This is a genomic window from Grimontia kaedaensis, assembly GCF_023746615.1.
Lineage (GTDB): Bacteria > Pseudomonadota > Gammaproteobacteria > Enterobacterales > Vibrionaceae > Enterovibrio > Enterovibrio kaedaensis.
In genome coordinates, this window is record NZ_CP082275.1 from 2,404,825 (window position 1) to 2,425,989 (window position 21,165).

16 protein-coding genes are annotated in these 21,165 nt (G+C 46.7%); 7 read left to right on the forward strand and 9 right to left on the reverse strand.

From position 1 onward, the window contains the following. Nucleotides 1-208: 208 nt before the first annotated feature. From K6Q96_RS10905 to K6Q96_RS10920, 4 genes are all read left to right on the forward strand, one after another. Nucleotides 209-1,576: a calcium-binding protein gene (locus K6Q96_RS10905; RefSeq protein WP_251875703.1), complete on the forward strand. Its 1,368-nt coding sequence runs from the start codon at nucleotides 209-211 to the stop codon at nucleotides 1,574-1,576. A gap of 64 nt (nucleotides 1,577-1,640) precedes the next feature. Then, a complete protein-coding gene (locus tag K6Q96_RS10910) occupies nucleotides 1,641-2,858 on the forward strand; it encodes a hypothetical protein (protein WP_251875705.1) in 1,218 nt (405 codons plus the stop codon). A 588-nt stretch (nucleotides 2,859-3,446) separates the two neighbouring features. Continuing rightward, nucleotides 3,447-6,536 carry a calcium-binding protein gene (locus K6Q96_RS10915; protein ID WP_251875707.1) on the forward strand — a complete coding sequence of 1,030 codons (3,090 nt, stop codon included), beginning with the start codon at nucleotides 3,447-3,449 and terminating at the stop codon, nucleotides 6,534-6,536. 200 nt (nucleotides 6,537-6,736) lie between these two features. Next, nucleotides 6,737-8,557 carry a hypothetical protein gene (locus K6Q96_RS10920; protein ID WP_251875709.1) on the forward strand — a complete coding sequence of 607 codons (1,821 nt, stop codon included), beginning with the start codon at nucleotides 6,737-6,739 and terminating at the stop codon, nucleotides 8,555-8,557. Between the two features lie 283 nt (nucleotides 8,558-8,840). On the opposite strand, the gene K6Q96_RS10925 is transcribed toward K6Q96_RS10920, so the two are convergent. Both K6Q96_RS10925 and K6Q96_RS10930 read right to left on the reverse strand, forming a co-directional pair. After that, entirely contained in the window at nucleotides 8,841-10,001 is a 1,161-nt protein-coding gene (locus tag K6Q96_RS10925; protein ID WP_251875711.1) for a CHRD domain-containing protein, read from the reverse strand. Between the two features lie 205 nt (nucleotides 10,002-10,206). After that, complete coding sequence (locus K6Q96_RS10930) at nucleotides 10,207-10,836, reverse strand: glycine-rich domain-containing protein (RefSeq protein WP_251875713.1); 630 nt, start codon at nucleotides 10,834-10,836, stop codon at nucleotides 10,207-10,209. Between the two features lie 362 nt (nucleotides 10,837-11,198). Between K6Q96_RS10930 and zwf the strand changes: the two genes are divergently transcribed. Genes zwf through gnd form a run of 3 tightly spaced genes read left to right on the forward strand, consistent with a single transcriptional unit; the run spans nucleotide 11,199 to nucleotide 14,878 of the window. Further along, nucleotides 11,199-12,695, forward strand: coding sequence for a glucose-6-phosphate dehydrogenase (gene zwf, locus K6Q96_RS10935; protein ID WP_251875715.1), 1,497 nt, complete (start codon nucleotides 11,199-11,201; stop codon nucleotides 12,693-12,695). A 1-nt stretch (nucleotide 12,696) separates the two neighbouring features. Then, on the forward strand, nucleotides 12,697-13,416 hold the full coding sequence (gene pgl / locus K6Q96_RS10940) for a 6-phosphogluconolactonase (protein WP_251875717.1): 720 nt from the start codon (nucleotides 12,697-12,699) through the stop codon (nucleotides 13,414-13,416). A 13-nt stretch (nucleotides 13,417-13,429) separates the two neighbouring features. After that, nucleotides 13,430-14,878, forward strand: coding sequence for a decarboxylating NADP(+)-dependent phosphogluconate dehydrogenase (gene gnd / locus K6Q96_RS10945; protein WP_251875719.1), 1,449 nt, complete (start codon nucleotides 13,430-13,432; stop codon nucleotides 14,876-14,878). A gap of 56 nt (nucleotides 14,879-14,934) precedes the next feature. On the opposite strand, the gene K6Q96_RS10950 is transcribed toward gnd, so the two are convergent. The 7 genes from K6Q96_RS10950 to K6Q96_RS10980 form a co-directional block, all read right to left on the reverse strand. After that, nucleotides 14,935-15,624 carry a GNAT family N-acetyltransferase gene (locus tag K6Q96_RS10950; RefSeq protein ID WP_251875721.1) on the reverse strand — a complete coding sequence of 230 codons (690 nt, stop codon included), beginning with the start codon at nucleotides 15,622-15,624 and terminating at the stop codon, nucleotides 14,935-14,937. Further along, nucleotides 15,621-16,091, reverse strand: a complete 471-nt coding sequence (locus K6Q96_RS10955) for a DMT family transporter (RefSeq protein ID WP_251875723.1) — start codon at nucleotides 16,089-16,091, stop codon at nucleotides 15,621-15,623. The genes K6Q96_RS10950 and K6Q96_RS10955 overlap by 4 nt, the downstream gene beginning before the upstream one ends. After that, nucleotides 16,088-16,714: a nitroreductase family protein gene (locus tag K6Q96_RS10960; protein WP_251875725.1), complete on the reverse strand. Its 627-nt coding sequence runs from the start codon at nucleotides 16,712-16,714 to the stop codon at nucleotides 16,088-16,090. The genes K6Q96_RS10955 and K6Q96_RS10960 overlap by 4 nt, the downstream gene beginning before the upstream one ends. 101 nt (nucleotides 16,715-16,815) lie before the next feature. Next, nucleotides 16,816-17,415, reverse strand: a complete 600-nt coding sequence (locus K6Q96_RS10965; RefSeq protein WP_251875726.1) for a Crp/Fnr family transcriptional regulator — start codon at nucleotides 17,413-17,415, stop codon at nucleotides 16,816-16,818. A 680-nt stretch (nucleotides 17,416-18,095) separates the two neighbouring features. Further along, on the reverse strand, nucleotides 18,096-19,064 hold the full coding sequence (locus tag K6Q96_RS10970; RefSeq protein WP_251875727.1) for a LysR family transcriptional regulator: 969 nt from the start codon (nucleotides 19,062-19,064) through the stop codon (nucleotides 18,096-18,098). A gap of 65 nt (nucleotides 19,065-19,129) precedes the next feature. Next, entirely contained in the window at nucleotides 19,130-20,377 is a 1,248-nt protein-coding gene (gene apgM / locus K6Q96_RS10975) for a 2,3-bisphosphoglycerate-independent phosphoglycerate mutase (protein ID WP_251875728.1), read from the reverse strand. After that, nucleotides 20,374-21,156 carry a hypothetical protein gene (locus tag K6Q96_RS10980; protein WP_251875729.1) on the reverse strand — a complete coding sequence of 261 codons (783 nt, stop codon included), beginning with the start codon at nucleotides 21,154-21,156 and terminating at the stop codon, nucleotides 20,374-20,376. The genes apgM and K6Q96_RS10980 overlap by 4 nt, the downstream gene beginning before the upstream one ends. Nucleotides 21,157-21,165: the final 9 nt, after the last annotated feature.

The window sequence follows — 21,165 nt, forward strand, 5'->3', positions numbered from 1 at the left end:
CTAATTATCTTAATTAGCGAAAACTAAAGAACCTTGCATTTTTTCTACTGACTTCCCCTTCTAAACAGAATGACAAATAAGCCCACTTCACCCTCTCATTTTTGAGACTCACCGCTATGGAAACTCATCAACTGTTACGTCAGATTTCGCTGGCAAGAAAGCGCTTGCAATACGATCGATTTTCTCAATTACACAAACGGAGCTTTAAATGGCAAACATCATCAATGGAACAGAAAATGATGACCACATCACCGGCACAAATGGCGTCGATTTTATCTATGGCAACGGCGGTAACGATTACATCGAAGGCTGGGACGGCACTGACTATATCTATGGTGGTGATGGTGATGACACTGTTATCGGCGGCAAAGGTACAGATGAAGTACATGGTGACGCGGGTAACGACTGGGTCCGTGGTGGTCTGTCAAACGACAACCTTTATGGTGATTCTGGCGATGACCGAGTTGAGGGCTTTGATGGTGACGATAACCTATATGGCGGAACCGGTGCTGATGATCTTTATGGCGGTCAAGGCCAAGATAACCTTTATGGTGGTGATGGCGACGACAAAGCACGAGGTAACGAAGGAGATGACTTTGTTAGCGGTGGTTTAGGTAACGATGTTCTCTTCGGTAATGAGGGCAACGATGAAATCAATGGCGATGAAGGCAATGACGTGCTGTGGGGTAATGAAGGTGAAGACTTTATCCGTGGTGGCGAGGGCGAAGATTCACTCTGGGGTGGCAGCGACAACGACCAACTTTATGGTGGCGCCGATAACGATCAGCTGAGAGGTGAAGACGGCGCTGACAAATTGGGCGGCGGCTTAGGCAATGACAAGCTTTACGGCGGCAGCGGTGGTGATGAGCTATACGGTGATGTAGGTAATGATGAACTTTATGGCGGTGGTGGCAACGACTATCTGGTCGGTGGCGACGGCGACGACATCATGCACGGCGAGGGCAATGATGACCGCATGTTAGGTGGCGCTGGCAATGACACCATGTACGGCGGAAACATGCTGGATTACATGCATGGCGGCACGGGCAATGACACCCTGTATGGCGGCAACAACAATGATGAACTCCGCGGTTCAGAAGGTCACGACACCCTGTATGGTGAAGCAGGTGAAGATTACCTGAATGGCGGAAAGGGTAACGACTATCTGGACGGCGGTCACCATGCAGACATTCTTGAAGGACATTCAGGTAATGACATCCTGAAAGGTGGCGCTAACAGCGATAAGCTCTACGGTGGTGGTAACGATGATTGCCTATACGGTGAGAACGGCGACGACTTCCTAGTGGGCGGTAATGGGAATGACTACCTGGTTGGTGGTTTTGGCGCGGATACCTTCTATTTTGAATATCGCGACCACTACGACACCATCGCAGACTTCAGCAAAGGACAAGGCGACAAAATCCAAATCGACAGTTCTCTGCTGACGAAATTTAATCAAATCAGTATTACCCAAGTTGGCGCCGATACCGTGCTTGATCTGGGTAACCACACCACAGTGACATTGGAAGACTTCAATGCCAACAAGGTGACCAGCGATATGTTTGAATTCGTTTAAATCACTATTTGGATGCTGGGGTTCAACACTACCCCAGCATTCTTAATGGTTCATGGAGGAGCCAATGAAGAACTTCATAAAGCCTACCTTGGCAGTGTTACTGATATTGAACGCAAACATCGCCTTTGCAGAGTCTAAAGAGCGCATTACAGGCTTCGTATTACGCGGTGATGTTGATGGCTCAGTTAACAACTTTACCTCTAATCGAAATGGCTACGACGACCCCTATCAACTCGTTTCTGTTGAAACAAGTGATGGGCAAATAGAGCAGAAACCCATTGGTGAGTTTATTGATGGACTTGTTGTTCAAGTGGAGTGGCGTCACCTTCAGAAAGAAAAAGCCGGCCCGATCACTGAGAATAATGTCATCGATCAGGCTATTGCACGCGTCAATGAGTGGAACAATGATCCTGAAACAACCAACACTATTGGCATTAAGTTACGTGTTTTTTCAGGTGTTTTTTCTCCAAAATGGCTCACTTATCATGAGCACAATGGGAAATACAAGCTGAAGAATTGTGAGAAAGGACAGAACGCGACTGCGGAAGAAATGTGCGGCGTAAAAGCCTATTTCAAAAATAACAAGCAAGGCATCATCCCTTCCCATTGGAAGCCATCTTTCAGAACACACTGGAGAGACTTGCAGGAGAAACTTGCAGATAAATACGACAACATCCCTGTGATCAGAGAACTAGCAGTTTCAGGATGTATGACACACCATGCAGAAACAATGTGGCGTAACAAAGGCGATTACAACCGACCAGACGGCACACACAACGTCCAAGCCTTGTTAAATGGAGGTATGACCCTTCAAAGTGACAAATCATGCCTTCGCTGGCAAATAAAAGTTGCTGCCAAGAAATGGGACAAAACTCCAATAGCCATGGCATACAACATGTGGAATGACTACGAAGTTGTTAATGACGAATTGGTTTGGACAACAAAACCAGAGTTCACAGAAGAGTTAATGCAAAAATGCATTGATGAGGCAGGTACAAACTGCATTCTCGGCAATAACTCGTTGGGAATGAATGATATTGGAGATGAGAGCAATACCGATGATGTCACCTATTACCTGAAAGAGTTTGGTGACGCCGGGCACCATATCTATGTCCAAACCGAAACGAAGATAGATCAGCAATGGGTTGCACTCAATCATGCTGCGGACGTACTCAATGCGCAGATGGGAGAACTTCCCAAAATTAAAGCGATGAACAAAGAAAGTTCAACCTTTCTTACGGGCAGCGAAATGCAAGATGCCAGAAGTAATTTAAAGTTCTAACCAAAGTTTTTGCCGGGTTATTCCGGCAATTTTTTTGGCTTTCAATACGCAGTTAAATGGGGCTCAATGAGGAGCTCTTTCGTCTAAATAAACTATCTCCAAACGACCTGAAGATGCTCGTATTAAGAGGTCATCAATGCGTTCAGTTCGAGGCAAATTTCAAGAGGAATAATCATTCTATTTCCGTGGAATTTAACGAAGAAGTCGGCGTATTGATGGCCTCCCTTCGGGCGAGTTGACTGACGCCGTGCTCCTTGTTGTTCCTTTTTGATGGAGGTGACTACACCTGCAAAGGAACGCTGCGATCACAACGCCAGTCAATCTCGCTGAATCCTGCATCTTCAGGTTGTTTGGGTATACACCTATCAAATTTTATTCACTCTTTTGAATACGCTTAGTTTTGTATTTATTTGTGAAGCTATACAGTGCAATCCCCTTCTGTCTAATAACTAATACAACATTCACAGGCATGGTTTCGTCTAATCGTGTCGAAGGAAAAAAATAATTATTAGCAACGATTTCAAAACTTCTCATTCCGTCTTGTGCGTTAACAAACTTGCCAACGGAAAGCATTCCATGGAGAAAGGTATGTCTATCAAAGAACAAAGTCTGTCCAGCGGGGGAGCGTTTTCACTGACGTTTAGCACTGCCACCAACAACCTTACTGACCTCATTGATACCACAACAACATTTACCGAACTTGTCGGCTCAGAAAACAACGACGTCCTCTACGGTGTTGAAGGTAATAATCGCATTTACGGACTCGGCGGAAATGACACGCTTTATGGTCATGATAACAACGATGAGCTTTATGGTGGCCGTGGGTTCGATTCTCTCTACGGGGGCGATGGAGATGATGAGCTGTTCGGTGAGGAAGACGGAGACAGAATACGTGGTGGTGCCGGCCAAGATAAGCTCGATGGTGGTGAAGGCAATGATACCCTCTATGGCGATGAAGGAAACGACTTCCTGAGTGGCGGTGCGGACGACGACACACTCTATGGAGGCGATGGTGAAGACGTGCTCCGCGGTAATCAGGGCAACAGAGATAGGCTTTACGGAGAGGCTGGAGACGACATTCTTATTGACGAGGATGGAGGCACCCTTTCTGGTGGTGATGGTAACGATACTCTGACTGTCCACGGGAGCTCTACCCTGGCTGGAGATAACGATAACGATACCCTTAATGGCAGCAGCGCAAACGATACACTCAGCGGCGGCGGTGATCATGATGTCCTGAACGGCGGTGATGGTAACGATACCCTCTATGGCGGCGATTGGCGCTTATCTGGTAGCTACACAAATCCCGCTCACGACGATGGTGACGACATCCTAAACGGTGGAGCTGGTGACGATACCTTATATGGTGACTACCAAGTTAGTACACATGACAGCGCCACAGGTGACGACACCCTTGATGGTGGAGACGGCGACGACATTCTGTATGGTGATTTTCGTTTCAACAATTTCAACAGTATTGGAGGCGACGACACCCTTTCCGGTGGAGCCGGGGACGACTATCTAAATGGTGGCGATGGGCAGGATATCGCCATGGGTGGTGATGGCAACGACGTGGTTTACAGCTCCGAAACAGCAATTGGCGGTAGCGGAAATGACAGAATCTATGGCGATTCAGGTTCATCTGATATTCTCATTGGCGGTGCTGGTGATGACTGGGTGGAAGGCTATGGAAATGATGTCGTCAGAGGAGGCAGTGGCAATGACGTATTAACAAGTCTTGGCAACAAAGATACGCTATTAGGCGGTGAGGGAAATGATATCCTCCATGTTGTTGGCAGCTTAGGCAATGGCGCTGTCCTGTTTGCTGGATCTGGTGACGACATCCTGTCCGGCAATGCCAATAACCAATGGTTTCATGGCGGCGCAGGCTCTGACACTTTCCACTTCGGGGCTTCCTTGTTTTTTGACCTCACTAAAGGTGAGAATGCCGTCCCCTCCTATTTCACAGGGCATGACAAAATAGCGGACTTCGAAATCGGTATTGATACCATCGCCATCGACAATGCGATCGCTTCCGGCTTTGATGATCTTGTTCTGGAACAAGTGGGTTCAAAAACTGTCATCTACCTTTCCAACGTCTCCACCATTACCCTCAACAATGTAGATGCATCCTTATTAACCGCAGAAGACTTTTCATTCACAAACACATCAACATTCAATGACACCCTGGGCACTTGGGCATCTCATATTGAAAGTTTCTGGCACTATGGCGGCGACATCAATACGAATTCTTGGGTTTTTGGCGGTGAAAGCAACGACGTTATCAACGCGCGCCACTACATAGATGGTGGCGCAGGGAGTGACACGTTAATCAGCAGCGGTGAAAAAGAGATTCTAGTGGGTGGTCAGGGCTCTGATACATTCGAACTCCAGTTCGGGTCGCGTGGCATCACGACGATTAAGGACTTTAACGTCAACGAAGATCAGTTGATATTTGAGGCCTTTATCAGTTATTCCAGGTTTAATTACTCAGAGAGACCGAGCCTGACTTTCTCGCCATCAAGTTTCGCACCCACCGCCTATGAAAATGGTACTGTCCTTAAGATGGATCTCGGCTTTGAAATCTATTTAGAGGGCGTCGACCCGGACTCAATATCTTTAGATGACATCACACTTCGTCTCCGAGCTGCATCCGACGGTATTGGAAATACGCTCATCGGAGGCAACGGCGATGACTCTCTTGATGGCAACTCCGGCAGCGATACTCTCGAAGGCCGCGGCGGTAATGACACCCTGATTGGAGGCGGCGGTCATGACGCACTGTTCGGCGGCGAAGGCAATGACGAGCTGTTTGGTGATGGTGGTAACGACGGCCTAGAAGGTGGTCAAGGAGATGACAGGATTCACGGTGGGGAGGGAGAGAATAAGCTCTCCGGTGGTGAAGGGGCTGACACTTTTATAATCGGTAATTTCAGCACAGAGTTTGCGGGCTGGGACAGTTACGACTGGAACTCTTACAATAACTACAGATATGAAGATACCATCACAGACTTTGAGGTAGCTGTTGACTCCCTAAAGGTTACCCATTTATTGGATGACAACACTATCCAATACCTCGCTAACGATGACAACATCTTCAGAGCGAGTGATTTGATTAAGCAAGTAGGCAATAACGTTGTGGTTCAAGGCTCATTAACTGCCAGCTCCACCCTTCAAAATGTTCAGCTCGATGACATTTCGGATGAGCAGGTTTCCTTCACTTTAATTGGCAGAAACTCCGCCAATCATATCGTCGGCGGCGCCAGTGATGACGCCCTGTTTGGACGTAAGGGCAACGATATATTGGAAGGAGGCGACGGAGATGACTGGCTGCAAGGCGATGAAGGTTACGATACGCTCACTGGCGGACAAGGTGCAGACATATTTGTGCTAAGCGATGAACGTCAAAATTACAACAGCAGCGTTGAAACAGATACCATCACCGATTTTGAAATTGGTATCGATAAGATAGCATTCAATGACTACTCCTATCTCTCAATGAATTTTGACGATTTCATCATCACACAGCAAGGCGACGACACCTTGGTTCAGATGATCCACAAATTCGACTTTGGCGGAGAGACGGAATATGTTGATGATAACGTCAATGTGCTGCTGAAAAACATTAACGCTGAAGACATCAGCGCTGCTGATTTTGATTTCTTCTATCTGTCTTGATGTTTCACTTTATTGTTCTGAAAACAGCGCCGATTGGCGCTGTTTTTCCAACTTAGACTTCAAAAAATCTTACACCGTGTATCAAAACTAAGCCATTCAAGCTGATGGGCATTTAGTAGCATCAATTTAGACAAGGGAATTCTAATAAAAGCTCATTGGTTAGCAAGAAAGTCTCACCAGAATCATGGAAGTTGGCAGTCATGAAAAATCTAGTTTTAACTCTATTCTCTGTTTTGCTGGTAGTTAGTTGTGGTGGAGGTTCTGGTTCAGGAGGGGGAGCAGATAATAACGGTTCAAATTCAGGTATTTTACCTCTTCAATCAGAAATCGATCTATATGTAACAACTGAGAACCGATATGCCTCCTTTAATCTACCAATAGAAGTATCAATACCTGAATCTACAAGTGAAGTTTATTTGTACGTCGGAAGCAACCTTGGTTCTTCATCAGGAATTAGCAACTTATCACTATCAATTTTCCTTGGAGGAGAGTCTAACGTTAGCTTTGACTACTACTTGCCTGAGTCAAATCCTGGAGGCGATTACAAGGAAGTGCTCACACTGTACTTTTGTTATGATGAGAACTGTAACAGCACGATAGAAGGTTCTCCTTTCGACATTACTCTCAATGTGAACACGACGCTCCCTACCATCTCAAATAGTACAATACGCTCGTATACCGTGAAACGGAGAATCGATGACCCAACTGAGATGGTATTTGATATAATAATACCGATAGAAAATTCTCACAGAAGCTCAAACTCCTATGTGGAATTTTCTGGAGATGCTTCATTTTCAGTGATCCAGTGTCCTTTCAACTCTGACAGGACTGAAGCAACATGTCCTGTTACTATCGAAAGCCTAAATACAATGTCTTACTATACGATGGATCAGGGGTATACTTTATCAGTTAACCTATGTTATGCCGATTACTGCTTTGGCTCAAATTCGGACAATATATTAATTTCGGTGATGTTCGAGAGTGAACAGCTTTCAACAATTAGCTCAGAACTCCCAAAAACGTTGGTTGGCCGATATGATGAAGACAACCATTTAACATACAGTCGATTTTACAACGCCTTTATATATTATGGCTCTAGTTCTGAAACCAATAGAAACCTAATGATAAAGCCAGTTAATGGTGGTGAGACGATAATAATACCGTTACGACCCTCTATTTTCGAAAAACTCGGAAAGATTCATGTCGATGATGGCTCAGGTCAAATATTTTACCTGAGATCATCTGACGACCGAAGCGCACTTTATAAGCTGACTCCTGATCTAAATTCACCACAAGAGTCTATTACAATAGAGTATATCAACAGTGTTCCTTCACCAAGTGATGCGTTATTTAAAAATGACAGCTTGTTTTTATCTTACACCAATCAATCGTATAGCGATTCACATCTGACAGAAATAAAAATATCAACTGGTAATGAGATAAAAAGGAACTCTGAGATATCGACATCGGAAGTTAGAAGGATTAGTTTGACGAGCCTTGATGGAAATATATTTTCAGGTATAACCGAGTCACGTAAGAACACCATAGTCAGGTTCCGAGAGGGAAATATAGAGGAACAAGACATCAACAGTATAGAATATCCTTATTCCTATGAATGCAATGAGATTTTGTCTACTGAAGATATCATACTAAATAGATGCGGAAGAAGATTTGAAAAAGACTCTAGTAACAATGATATCATGGTTGAAATAGAACCAATCCCACGCCCAAGTTGGTTTGATCACGAAAATGAAGAAGAAAATCGATTCTTGGTGTCAGCTTTAAAAATGGATTTTGGAAATTATATCTATGTTGAACGGAGCAGGAAAGATTGTGTAGATGACTGTGTTAATTATCTAACTATAGCGAACAAGGATAACTCTGAAATCCAAGAGTTTTTTCTCCCTAGCAGTCTATCAATTGCTTCAGGGCTACATGTTGACAAAGATGGGAGCCTATGGGTATCGGGCAAGTCAAGTCTAGGCTATCTCGTTGCTCAAAAGGTAATGCTGCCGCAGTAAACCAAAAGCTTAAAACTAACAAACAACTATGTCGCTGTTAGCGTTTTATTTGAGGCTCGAGATGAGCCTCAAGCCTCGACATTTTTCACATAATCTTTGCCAATTAACAAACCAAGCGAGCCTAAATCTATAATACAGCAGTAGTTGACAGTTTTTGGGAGTACTAGTTATCCAATAAAATAGAGGTTTATGACCAAGGGTTAGGGAGAAGGCTCAATGAAAAAGCCAAAGTGTTGAACAAAGCGATACTTCTGCACCGCTTTGTCTAGGTAAAACCGAAAAGCTAGGGCGCAATCTGCCCTCGAATTTCACCACTTCCAACCGCAGGTGTATGCACATTCACATAGTGCCCGCCTGACTGAAACATCGCTTTTTGTTCGTCGGTCAAGGTGGTATCTAATGGCGTTTGCCACACGTTAGGGTCATCCACGCTTTGTTCCAAGACAACCACAACGCCGCCATTGGTGCCAGTGATACCTTGGTGGATATGTGCCGCCACTGCATCTTCAACACCTCGGGTAACCAATCTTAAATCCAGGTGACCGTTTACATCATTCAGCAAGGCATAACCATCACCGCTCGCGTCTGTCGTAACAGGCGGAACTTCCTGATCACCCGACAGTGGGAAAGTGTAAATGGAATAGTCAGGCGAGAAAATCTGCCCACGGATTTCGCCGGGTGGGTTCGCTGGCGTGTGGAAATTGGTGTAAAAGGCGCCTGAAAGCATGTCTTCAAACGTTTCTGCGCTTAGTGACGTGTCTTCAGGCGCCGTCCACACATTGGGATCCTCCGCGTTTTGATCCAACACCACCAGCACGCCGCCATTGCTGCCAACGCGACCAGTATGGATATGGGCTGCGACTGCATCTTCAATGCCCTGCGAATTCACCCTTAGATTCAGCGTTTCTTCGACGCTATTGTAAGCCAGATACCCTTGTCCACTGGCATCAGTCGCTACAGACGGCACCTGTTGGCTGCCATCCGCTTTGAAGGAGAGAATAGTGATAGTCTTCGGCACAATTTGCGCGCGCACTTCGCCGGAAGGCACCGCTTCGGTGTGAACATTGATGTACCAATCGCCGTTCTTCAGCGCTTCCATTTCGGCATAGCTTAAGCCGTTCTCACGAACCACTAAATAGCGCTTTTCACCGTGTTTCCATTTGTGCTTTTTAGGCGCTTCAAAGGTGTATTCCACACCGCCAGTTTCCCCTATTCCGCCGTTGTGAATATGGGCAAACTTAAAACCTTCGATACCATCGATATACAGCCTGGCCCGAAGCTTTTTACGTTTTTCATCAAGCTGAACACGCGCCTTTGTCGACAGCTCTGAATCATTGAGTGGCACTGCCTGGCTGCCACTCAAGGTTAAGTGATACGTTTGCGTTGCCTCAAATCCACACGCTGACAACAGAAACACTGCCATCAACACCACTAGCTTTTTCATCCTAAAATCCTCTTTTGTCCTAAATGATCAGGTTTCTTCTTTCACCTGTTTTCTGAAGACGAAGATAGGATTCGGGTAGATGCAGCGATTTGCACCATGCCCCTCAAAGCATTAGTGAATAGTCAGGAGTGAAATGTAAAACGCGTTATCGAGACAATAGTCTCTAAAGGTTTATTGCAGAGGAGAGCGCTAAAATCATGTCTGGTCAGTCTCCCCCGCCACCACAGCCACCACCATCTCCTGAGCAACCCATTCCACCCCCGCAGCCAGAAGAACAGCCAATGTGACTGGCACAGTAGGTATTTGAGTTGCTCTTCTGGCAGTCGAGCGAGTACTTAAAGCCATCGTCAATATTTAGCCTTGAGTCTATGTCGAAAAGGAGCGGAAGCTTTGATGGGTTCGCGGAATTGATACCTTCACGAGCGCAAGATAATCGCCATGCCCGTTTAATACCGTCCAAAGCCATCGTTGGTGTCACCATCGCTTCGGTGGGCGTATGGTGCAGAAACCGGTCAAATGCTTTGTCACAAAATCCTTTGTATTCTCTAGTGAACAAAATGAACTCATGCCAAGCGACATCCACAACCTGTGAAGGCATCGCGACCATGCGTTTATTACCCTCATGACAAAGAAAGAAATATTCTTTCAAACCATCGATAACTAGGGATAGATTTTCATCAGTCAGGTGGGGATAACGCTGGTGAACCTTTGTTTTGATCGCTTTGTTGAAACGGTATGTGCCAATGAATACCCGCTGTGCCTTTCGCTTTTGGTACCGTGAAACGTAGAAAAGTACCACAACTAAAAAAACGCACCCTATGTACCAGATTTCCATATCACACTCCAATCCCTTTTGTTGGCTACGCTAACGGAATACAAAGGCAGTTAAAATGGGCGAATTCTCAAAACTAAGTGAAAATCATAACTATCAACGAGAATAATGAACGTGGAAGTAGAGAGGTTTCAGCCTAAAGTTCAAGCCGACGACTTGGGAACCAAGCTCACAAGATATGAACGTAAACTCATACACATTCCCCCAAGTTCGTACACAAATGAAGCGTTAAAGGCACTGCCTATTAAAAAGATAGGAAGAAACAATCATATTTTGGGGAAAATGCTGGTATTTTATTGGCCTCACGACCTTGGGCACGTTTCTCCATTCGAGACTGATTAATCGCCCATCGCAGGGAAATCCAAATGGCGAAAGAAAACAACAATATTGTGATTTTTGGTGCGTCAGGTGATCTTGCTAAGCGCAAGCTGATCCCGGCACTCTATCATCTTTATGCAAATGGCATGATGCCAGAGAACTTTACGATTCTTGGCGTTAGCCGCACCGACTACTCTGACGACGCTTTCCGCGACAAACTCGCCGCGTTTTTAAGAGAAAATGAGAAGGTGGATGAAGCCGTTCTCGCGCGTTTTAGCCAACACCTATACTACCTTCCTATCAATCCTGCTGAGTCCAGCGAATACAGCAAACTGGTTACCCGTCTGGACGAGCTGAGCGAAAAACACCACACCGGCAACAACAATCTCTACTATCTGGCGACGCCGCCAAGCCTTTATGGCGTCATTCCAGAGTGTCTGGCAGACCACAATTTGCACGACCAATCCAACGGCTGGAAACGCCTGATTGTTGAAAAGCCTTTCGGCTATGACACTGCATCTGCAGAAGAGCTGGATAAGAAACTCCACCGTAATTTCAACGAAAAGCAGCTGTACCACATCGACCACTATCTGGGTAAAGAGACGGTTCAGAACCTGCTGGTATTCCGCTTCTCTAACGGCATGTTTGAGCCGCTGTGGAACCGCAACTTCATTGATTACGTTGAAATCACGGGCGCTGAGTTCTTAGGTGTAGAAGGTCGTGGCGGTTACTACGACGGCTCAGGCGCAGTGCGCGACATGCTGCAAAACCACCTGCTTCAGGTACTTGGCATGGTTGCGATGGAGCCACCAGCGGCCATTCGCTCCGACTCCATTCGAGATGAAGTCACCAAGGTTATGCAGAGCTTCCGTCCACTGAGTGACGATGACCTGAAGAACAATCTGGTGCTTGGTCAGTACACAGGCTCCAACGTTCGCGGCGAGAAGCTACTAGGCTATCGCGAAGAGCCGGGCGTGGCCGAAGATTCACGTACCGAGACTTACATCGGCTTGAAGATGTTTGTCGACACCTGGCGCTGGAACGGCGTGCCTTTCTATGTACGTACAGGAAAGCGCTTGCCAACACGTGTGACCGAAGTGGTTATTCACTTCAAGAAAACCCCTCACCCAGTGTTTGGTGCCAATGCCCCTGAGAACAAACTCATCATCCGCATTCAGCCAGATGAAGGCATTCTGATGAGCTTCGGCCTGAAAAAACCAGGCGCTGGCTTTGAAGCCAAAGAAGTCTCAATGGAGTTCCACTACCAGAACCTGCAAGAAGCACAGCTTCTGACCGCCTACGAACGCCTGCTGTTAGATGCAGTGAAAGGCGACTCGACGCTGTTTGCCCGCTCTGACGCGGTAAAAGCATGTTGGGAGTTTGTTGAACCCATTCTGCGCCATAAGGAAGATCCGGATGTACTGTTCGGTTATGCCGCAGGCACCTGGGGCCCAGAAAAAGCGGATGCGCTGCTGAAACGCGATGGACGCGAATGGCGCTACCCATGTAAAAACCTAACCAATACAGAATATTGCGAGCTGTGAAATGAAGGAATTCCGCATTTTAGATACTGCAGACGCCGTAGTGTTAGAACTTGCGTCGTCAATGAAAAGCCTGAGTGAACAAGGACGTCCCGTTCATATCTCACTCTCTGGTGGCAGAACACCAAAGCTACTGTTCAAACTGCTGGCACAGCCAGAATGGGCTAACAACATTCAATGGCAAAACCTCCACTTTTGGTGGGGTGACGAGCGCTGTGTGGCACCGGATGATGCTGAAAGCAACTACGGCGAAGCCAACACCCTGCTGTTGAGCCATATCGATATCCCTGCTGAGAATATTCATCGCATTCGTGGTGAAGAAGATGCAGAGCAAGAAGCTAAGCGATTGGCTGACGAAATCAAAGCAGAAGTGCCAGAGAAAAACGGCTTACCTGCGTTTGACTGGATCTTACTTGGTATAGGAGATGATGGCCATACAGCGTCACTCTTTCCAGGCCAAACTGACTACGACGAATCTAAACTGACTGTGGTTGCGGCGCACCCGCAATCAGGACAGCTGCGTGTTTCGAAAAGTGCATGTCTGCTGAACAATGCTGACCGCATCAGCTACCTGGTACTGGGCGCAGGCAAAGCAGAAATGATTGAAGCAATTCACGGTGAAAACGCCGACGCAAACCTGCCTTATCCGGCAGCGCATATTCAATCAACACATGGCACAACAGAATGGTATTTAGATGCTGCTGCCGCGAAGGCATTGGCGTAAGGAGTTTATAGAAATGAAAGGCGATATCGGCGTAATTGGTCTGGCAGTAATGGGCCAGAACCTTATCCTGAACATGAACGACAACGGCTTCAAAGTGGTTGCTTACAACCGCACTACGTCAAAAGTTGACGAGTTCCTTGAAGGCGCAGCAAAAGACACCAACATCATTGGCGCATACTCACTGGAAGATCTGGTTGAGAAGCTTGAAAAACCACGCAAAGTCATGCTTATGGTACGTGCAGGCGACGTTGTTGATCAGTTCATCGACGCCCTAACTCCTCTGCTGGATGAAGGCGACATCATTATCGATGGCGGTAACTCTAACTACCCAGACAGCACACGCCGCATGAAAGATCTGGAAGAAAAAGGTCTGGTATTCATCGGCGCTGGCGTTTCAGGCGGTGAAGAAGGTGCACGTTTCGGACCTTCAATCATGCCAGGTGGTAACCCAGCAGGATGGCCAGCAGTAAAACCTATTTTCCAAGCGATTTCTGCAAAAACCGACAGCGGCGAAGCGTGCTGTGACTGGGTTGGCCGTGAAGGTGCAGGCCACTTCGTGAAAATGGTTCACAACGGTATCGAATATGGCGACATGCAGCTGATCAGTGAAGCTTACCACTTCATGAAAGAAGGTCTGGGCATGAACCATGATGAAATGCAGGCGACCATGACTGCATGGAACAAGACCGAGCTGGACAGCTACCTGATGGAAATCAGTTCTGAAATCGTGGGCTACCGTGACGAAGACGGCGACATCGTGCTGGAGAAAATCCTTGATACCGCAGGCCAGAAAGGCACCGGTAAGTGGACAGGCATCAATGCGCTGGACTTCGGTATTCCACTGACGCTGATCACTGAATCTGTATTTGCACGCGCTCTGTCTGCACGTAAAGAAGAGCGTGAAGAAGCCGCTGCTCTGTTCCAACACAAGATTGGTCCAGTAGAAGGCGACCGCGAAGTTTGGCTGGAAGCACTGCGTAAAGCACTGCTGGCTGCAAAAATCATCTCTTACGCGCAAGGCTTCATGCTGATCCGCGAAGCGTCTGAGCAATACAACTGGGATCTGAACTACGGTAACGTTGCCCTGCTGTGGCGTGGTGGCTGTATCATCCGCAGTGCGTTCCTGGGTAACATCCGCGATGCATACGAAGCGAACCCAGACCTGAAATTCCTGGGCTCTGACGAATACTTCAAGAACATTCTGGAAGATTGCATGGGCTCATGGCGTAAAGTGGTAGCGAAGACCTTCGAAATCGGTCTGCCATCACCAGGTCTGTCTTCAGCACTGACCTTCCTTGATGGTTACACAACTGCACGCCTGCCAGCGAACATGCTGCAAGCACAACGCGACTACTTCGGTGCGCACACTTATGAGCGTACTGACCGTCCACGTGGTGAATTCTTCCACACCAACTGGACAGGTAAAGGCGGCGACACCGTATCGACCACCTACAACAGCTAATCCCTGTTGCTGGAACACAAAAAGGAGCCGAATGGCTCCTTTTTCTTTTCTGGCGGTTACTCCGCCAATACGCTGGTTAACATCGCCAGTTGCTGAAAACCCAATTGTTCGTAAAGTGGCAGCCCAGCTTTGGATGCCTGAAGGGTGACATATTCGCAGCCGAGTTCTTTAGCCAGTGCCAGACTATGTTGCATCAGCGAAGAGGCCACACCCATCTTCCTGAACTCTCTCAGTGTCCCCAGTTGATGAATACCCAAGGTGTTTCCCGTTTTGTAGAGAATCACAGTGCCCGCGATTTCACCTTCTTTGTACAGCGCAAAAATATGGCTGTTGTTGTCGGCGTTAAGGTGCTGAATCACCGCTTCATCAATCACATAGTTGAAAGCCTTTGAACAGGCGACAGTCCAGTCAGTGACTTGCTTTGGCGTCGATACCCGCTCAATCTCTTGTCTAAACTCAAACTCTGCGTCTTGTGGTAATTCGTAAGTCATCACCACCAATTGCATCGCCACTGACAACGTGAGGCCGTGCTGATCGCTAAGCAATTGAAGACATTTTTCATCCAACTCATCTACCGTGGATGCTCTTTGCCCTGAAGAGAAATTCACACCATGAAGGCTCAAGCCGGGGTTCCAGCGCTTATTCGGCCAACTGAGATGAACAAACAGTTCTCCTTCCTGCTTAGCACCCAGCGCCTGCCAGTAGAGATTCAAATTATCGAGGTTGGCTTGCAACGCAGCGTTCATGAAAAGTCCTTATTGATTAATACAATACCCAGCACCAGCAATGCAGCACCGAATAGTTTGATCGCTGAGATCGACTTGATTGGGCTGTCGAATGCGCCAAAGTGACTCAGCAACATGGCAATAATGATTTGCCCTGCCAGCGAGTAACTCATCAGGTTCCCTACCCCCATTTTAGGGATAAGAAAATACAAGCTACCCACACCTATCACACTGAATACACAGGACAACCAGAGATACCAAGGGATCTGGGTCAGCTTTTCCCAATCCAGACCTGTGTTTGAGGCCGAAATCCCACCCGCGTTGTAAAGTACCGCAACAGCGAGGCTCACGAGAACAAAACTGGTCAGGAAGGCATAGCTCGTTGCGAGCCAGCTGTTACCAAGCATTTGACCCAGTTGCGCATTCATCGCCGCCTGAATGGCAATGCAGCCACCCGCGGCAAGAGCCATTAACGTTAAGCTGCTCATAACGTTTCTACCAATTGGTCACGGGACAAACGAAACTTAGGGCGATTTGCTGTGCGGTCAGTGTCCGAACGCACGCCAACAGGACAAATAATCACAGCGTTGAGCCCTTGCTTATCCAGTCCTAGCACTTCGTTGAGTCCTGCGGAATCAAACCCCGTCATCGGGCATGCATCAATTTGCTCAACGGCAGCGTGGCTGACCAATGTTCCCAATGCGATAAAGCATTGCTGTGCGGCCCACGCTGCCTGTTGCGGCTGGCTAAGTCCCAGCAAGCTGCTGGCAATTTGATCTTGATAAGCGCGTAAGTCTGACGCTGGACGGCTCTGATTGGCAGCTAGCTGTTCAATGAAGTCTTCAATGTCTGCCTCATTGAGCGATGTCTTGTGTGCCAGAACCAAGAGGTGAGAATTGTCAGCGACTTTCTGCTGACCATAACTGTGCGCTAAACAAGCTTGTTTCAGCGCCGGATTTTCAATCACCAGCAATTTAAACGGTTGAACGCCGTATGAAGAAGGCGCTAAACGAACACTTTCGATAAGGCCATCGATAGCTTCCTGGCTGAGTGCCTGTTCTGAAAACTGGTTAACGGCGTAGCGCCAATTCAATGCTTCTAATACGTTCATCTCTGTCTCTCCTTGCGTTGATGGAGAGAGATTACGCAATGCCGAAACCAGACGCCTTTACATATGTTGATTTATACTCAAACAACCTGAAGATGCCAGATTCAGGTTGTTTGGGTAGAGTAAATTTGTTTTCTAATTCGGCTCAGCTGAGTGGCAGTAATGCCGAGATAACTTGCGATATGGTATTGAGGCAATCTGGGGGCGATTACAGAAAAGTCGGTCAGAAACGTCTGATATCTGTCTTTAGCTTCATGCTCGAGATAACTGATTTCCTTCGGCTCCTTTTCCAAAAGCCAGTGCTTCTCCAAATAGTGGATATGAAAACGCATTAAATCCGGATACGTAAACAGAGCGGCCCGAAACTGTTGGAAGTCAATTTCGACCAATTCACAAGGCTCCAAAGCCTGAATGGCAATCCGGCTAGGCTCTCTTAGAAGCAGCGCGCTCATGCAACCGGGAAACCTGCCTTCATCGAAGAAGTTTTTATTGTATTCATTGCCCTCTTCATCCAGCAAAAATGCACGCATCAAACCTTGGTGAAGAAAAGCAAAATGCGTGGGAGTTTGCGCGATATCGTAAAGCGTTTCACCTGTACCAATGCGTATTACCTTGCAGCAGGCCATGAGCGCCTGCATGGATGCTTCATCAATCGCATAATAGCGGCGCACCGTCTCTTGTAAGTGTTCGAGCGAAGGGAGCATAAGAATATCCTTATTAATTTTATTTTCGGCAAAGTATGCGCAATTAAGAATGCTTGGTATGAGCGAGCTGATCCAAAGACTTAATATAGAAAAGACCTGGTAAGTGAAACCGGGATTGACGAAAAAACCGTGTTTCTGCGGAAAGGTTAACATGAGTCAGAAAAACAAAGGCCCTAAGATGCAATCCCAGAGCCTTAACGATTGAATGGCTGTTATATGAACCTAGCCAGTTCAATCAGTCCCTGTAAGTACGTTAAACGTCATACGAGCCGCTGACAAAGTCCAAATCAACATGATTCAGGCCGTGATACCGCCTTTTGAGCAGCACTTCTGTGCCATCAGAGATGGCCATTGTTGTGCCGTGTGAGTTCACTGACGCATTAATCTCAGAGACAGACCAACAAACAGCAAGCCATTGAAACGGTGGCGAATAATGAAATTTTTAATTAATTGATTTTTATGTGAATAACTTGAAATTTTTGACTAATAAAATAGTCAAACTGCAAAGACAACAGATTGCATGAACTGAGGACTTACCCAATTTTCAGCGTTTTAAAATGTATGGAAACTCATACTTTACAATTCATTAGTAGGAGCACTGAGTCTCTGCTTACACTGCTCTGTCTTGCCTAAGCGAAATGTTATGATTCCTCTGTCAGGTTGTGGCAAAGACCAGAGGGTCAAACTAGCGTTGCGGCTCGCCGATGCTCCAAATCGCAACAGAGCGTCGGGTACATCTTCGCTAAGTCTTTCTTGAGGTATTCGACAAATGCGCGGGCTGTGGGAGATAGGCTAACTGTTCTGCGGTGTACCAACATAACAAAACGATAAACGGTGACATCTTCGATAGAAAACGAAAGCAGTTTCCCAGAAGACACTTCATCGTGAACCAGAAAGTGAGAAGCAATAGCAATACCGGCATTCAGTTCTACTGATTTTTTGACGGCTTCCATGCTACCCAGCGATACCACTTGCTTGAAGTCCATACTTTTGCCGCTGGTTGTTTCAAGGTTTTTGACCGTAGAGCTCTTTCGATTAGAAGTCAGTAGTGTCTGACCTTGAAGGTCATCTAAAGAAATGGAATGTTTACCTTCCCATTTGTCTTTCACCATGGGGTGCTGAGGTGACACGATGACCGCAAGACCATCTCTTAGAATAGGCTCGAACATCAATTTCTTATCATCAACGCCCACATCAGCCGGCTGAGAGACAAACCCCAACTCACACTCTGATCCAAAGGAGATCTCATTGATCACATCCTTTGCGTACTTTATCTGGGACTCCAGTTCAATGCCTGGGAACCTGAGATGAAAGCTGGATAAGATCTGAGGAAGGATATAGGTTCCGGGTGTATTGGAACTGCAGATTTTTAGCTCACCAATAGAGAGTTGATCTATGTTTAACAACTCGTTCTTTGAGTCACGAAGAGCAACTATTATAGCTTCACAATAGGGCAGAATTTGCTGTCCCGCCAAAGTCAGTTCAACACCTCTACCATCCCGATGAAGTAATTGGACTTTATAGTAATCTTCTAACTTCTTAATCCTCTGGGACATCGTCGCTTGAGTACAAAAACACTCTTCAGCCGCCTGAGTAAAACTTCCCAAACGGGCAATGTTAACAAACGCCTCAAAATTCTCGATTCTCACCGTAGATCCCTCTCGAAGATGAGAAACAGCATGACAGTAAAATTATCACCGCCATGCTGCTTTTATTATGCGCCGAGTTTTCTAACAGCCTCCAAGTGATCCATCTGAATATGGAAAAAATCTATCGCTGTGAGGTTGTTCAACGCGCCATGAACAAGAAATTTCTCGCCAAAATCTTCCACGGGCAAACTTCTTACATTCCCACCCGCGAAGAATGTGGGTACCGGATCCCCAGAGTGGTCACGCCTATCGCAAGGCGTTGAATGATCACTGGTATATCCAATGTAGCACTGTTCCAAATCTATCTGCTGAAGAATATGGCCAACCATCATATCGAGCTTAATTGCTGTGGAGACCTTTGTCATAGGCTGACAGTCGTGACCAGCCAAATCAGGAGCCTTCACATGCAGTACAACCCAGTCGTATCCGTCTTTCAGTTTACTGACAGCCAGTTCAGCTTTGCCAATGTAGTCAGTATCATAGCCTGCTGTAAAACCTTCCTGATGGAATACATCCAGCCCTGCCATTCTGGCAATACCCAGCACCGTTCTGTCACCCGCCACACATGCACCACGGATGCCAAAAGACTCTGCCATTTTGGGGGCCTGAATTTCACGGCCAATACCCCTCAACAAAATCATATTGGCAGGTGGCAGTCCGTCTAGAATACGCTTCTGATTCACAGGATGAAGACTCAAGACTGAGTACATTTTCTCTGTCAGCTCATTGATAATCCTGGCTGTTTCGAGCGCATTTTTATCTTCAACTAACGCAACGCTTTGCTGGACCCGCTCACCTTCTTTTGCAGTACCAGGATCCGTGGTAGTGATATGCTCTGAAAGATTTTGACCACGAATAACAACCGCCACTCTATGTGCGCTTAGAGCACGGGCAATCACTCTGGCGCCATTTGAAAGTACAATGCCGTCGATCGATTTGGCCAGTTCATCCGTGTTTTGATTAATGCGGCCAGCACGCCGATCAATGACGGTCAGTTCATCATCAACCGTCGCGAAATTGCCACGAAACGCAATATCGCTCGGAAGTAAGTCAATACCCGCGCCGTAAGCTTCTATCGGTCCTCTTCCCGTATACACCTCGTAAGGGTCATAGCCAAAAATAGCTAGGTGACCAACATCTGTACCGACTGGAACGCCGGGCTTTACTGGATAGACGTTGCCAAAAAGACCTTTGGATGCAAGCTCCTTTAAATTAGGTGTCCTCGCATATTCGAGCGGCGTCAGCCCATTTAATAATGAGATAGGGTTATCTCCCATACCATCGGCGATGATTAGTAGTGCTTGCTTGCTCATTTTTGCCCCTCTGGCAGTGATGATTCTGACTCGTTGTTTTCTGAAAGTACGTCTCTGCGTTTCCATAACAAAGCCGCCGAAAGTAGGAGAACGATGCTCCAAAGTACCCATTTAATCATTGGAGATGGTCGATACAGTCTCACTTTGAGTTCAACGTCATCCCCTGCGGATACACCAGAGCGCTCAACGCTCACCTCTTTCCAGCCGTCATTTTCACCAATCTCAAAAGTTTTCTTTTTCTTTGACCATTTAGGTGTCACCACGCCATAGAGCTCTGTGCCTTTTGGTACTGAAAACTGGGTAGAAAACTTATCAATGGTTGACGGCGATGTATTTACAAAGCTGTACGAGACACGGGTAACGCCCCCCGGATGACTGTACTTAAGCTTCGCCTTCTTCTCTTTGTAAACCTTCTCGACATTGAAAGTTTGTGTGAGCGCGACAGGGCGACCATCTGCTTCGAAACGGTACAAAATAGCCTCTCTGCCATGAATCGCCTGCTTGATCGGCTTTTCAAGCAAGGTCCCGCCTAACACTTCGTAATTCGTCAAAGACCCCTTCTTATATGCGGGCAGATAAACCCACCCTTCACTGTTAGGCATCGCGATGACATCAGTGATTATCTTTCCATCAGTACCGGAGGGATAAATAACTTCATGATACTGTTCAATGTTTCCGAAGCTTTCAGCAAGTGCCATTGTCGAGAAAGCCAACGTAGCGCCTACCAGACTTAAACGGGATAGATTCTTTAAACTCAGTTTCAATAAATGCTTTAACATGACAAACCC

Excerpts from the sequence above, each read along its gene's own strand:
- K6Q96_RS10920 (WP_251875709.1), top strand. The coding sequence starts at position 6,737 with ATGAAAAATCTAGTTTTAACTCTATTCTCTGTTTTGCTGGTAGTTAGT.
- K6Q96_RS10960 (WP_251875725.1), bottom strand. The coding sequence starts at position 16,714 with ATGAACGTATTAGAAGCATTGAATTGGCGCTACGCCGTTAACCAGTTT.
- K6Q96_RS10955 (WP_251875723.1), bottom strand. The coding sequence starts at position 16,091 with ATGAGCAGCTTAACGTTAATGGCTCTTGCCGCGGGTGGCTGCATTGCC.
- apgM (WP_251875728.1), bottom strand. The coding sequence starts at position 20,377 with ATGAGCAAGCAAGCACTACTAATCATCGCCGATGGTATGGGAGATAAC.
- K6Q96_RS10980 (WP_251875729.1), bottom strand. The coding sequence starts at position 21,156 with ATGTTAAAGCATTTATTGAAACTGAGTTTAAAGAATCTATCCCGTTTA.
- K6Q96_RS10930 (WP_251875713.1), bottom strand. The coding sequence starts at position 10,836 with ATGGAAATCTGGTACATAGGGTGCGTTTTTTTAGTTGTGGTACTTTTC.
- K6Q96_RS10925 (WP_251875711.1), bottom strand. The coding sequence starts at position 10,001 with ATGAAAAAGCTAGTGGTGTTGATGGCAGTGTTTCTGTTGTCAGCGTGT.
- zwf (WP_251875715.1), top strand. The coding sequence starts at position 11,199 with ATGGCGAAAGAAAACAACAATATTGTGATTTTTGGTGCGTCAGGTGAT.
- K6Q96_RS10965 (WP_251875726.1), bottom strand. The coding sequence starts at position 17,415 with ATGCTCCCTTCGCTCGAACACTTACAAGAGACGGTGCGCCGCTATTAT.
- K6Q96_RS10915 (WP_251875707.1), top strand. The coding sequence starts at position 3,447 with ATGTCTATCAAAGAACAAAGTCTGTCCAGCGGGGGAGCGTTTTCACTG.
- gnd (WP_251875719.1), top strand. The coding sequence starts at position 13,430 with ATGAAAGGCGATATCGGCGTAATTGGTCTGGCAGTAATGGGCCAGAAC.
- pgl (WP_251875717.1), top strand. The coding sequence starts at position 12,697 with ATGAAGGAATTCCGCATTTTAGATACTGCAGACGCCGTAGTGTTAGAA.
- K6Q96_RS10910 (WP_251875705.1), top strand. The coding sequence starts at position 1,641 with ATGAAGAACTTCATAAAGCCTACCTTGGCAGTGTTACTGATATTGAAC.
- K6Q96_RS10950 (WP_251875721.1), bottom strand. The coding sequence starts at position 15,624 with ATGAACGCTGCGTTGCAAGCCAACCTCGATAATTTGAATCTCTACTGG.
- K6Q96_RS10905 (WP_251875703.1), top strand. The coding sequence starts at position 209 with ATGGCAAACATCATCAATGGAACAGAAAATGATGACCACATCACCGGC.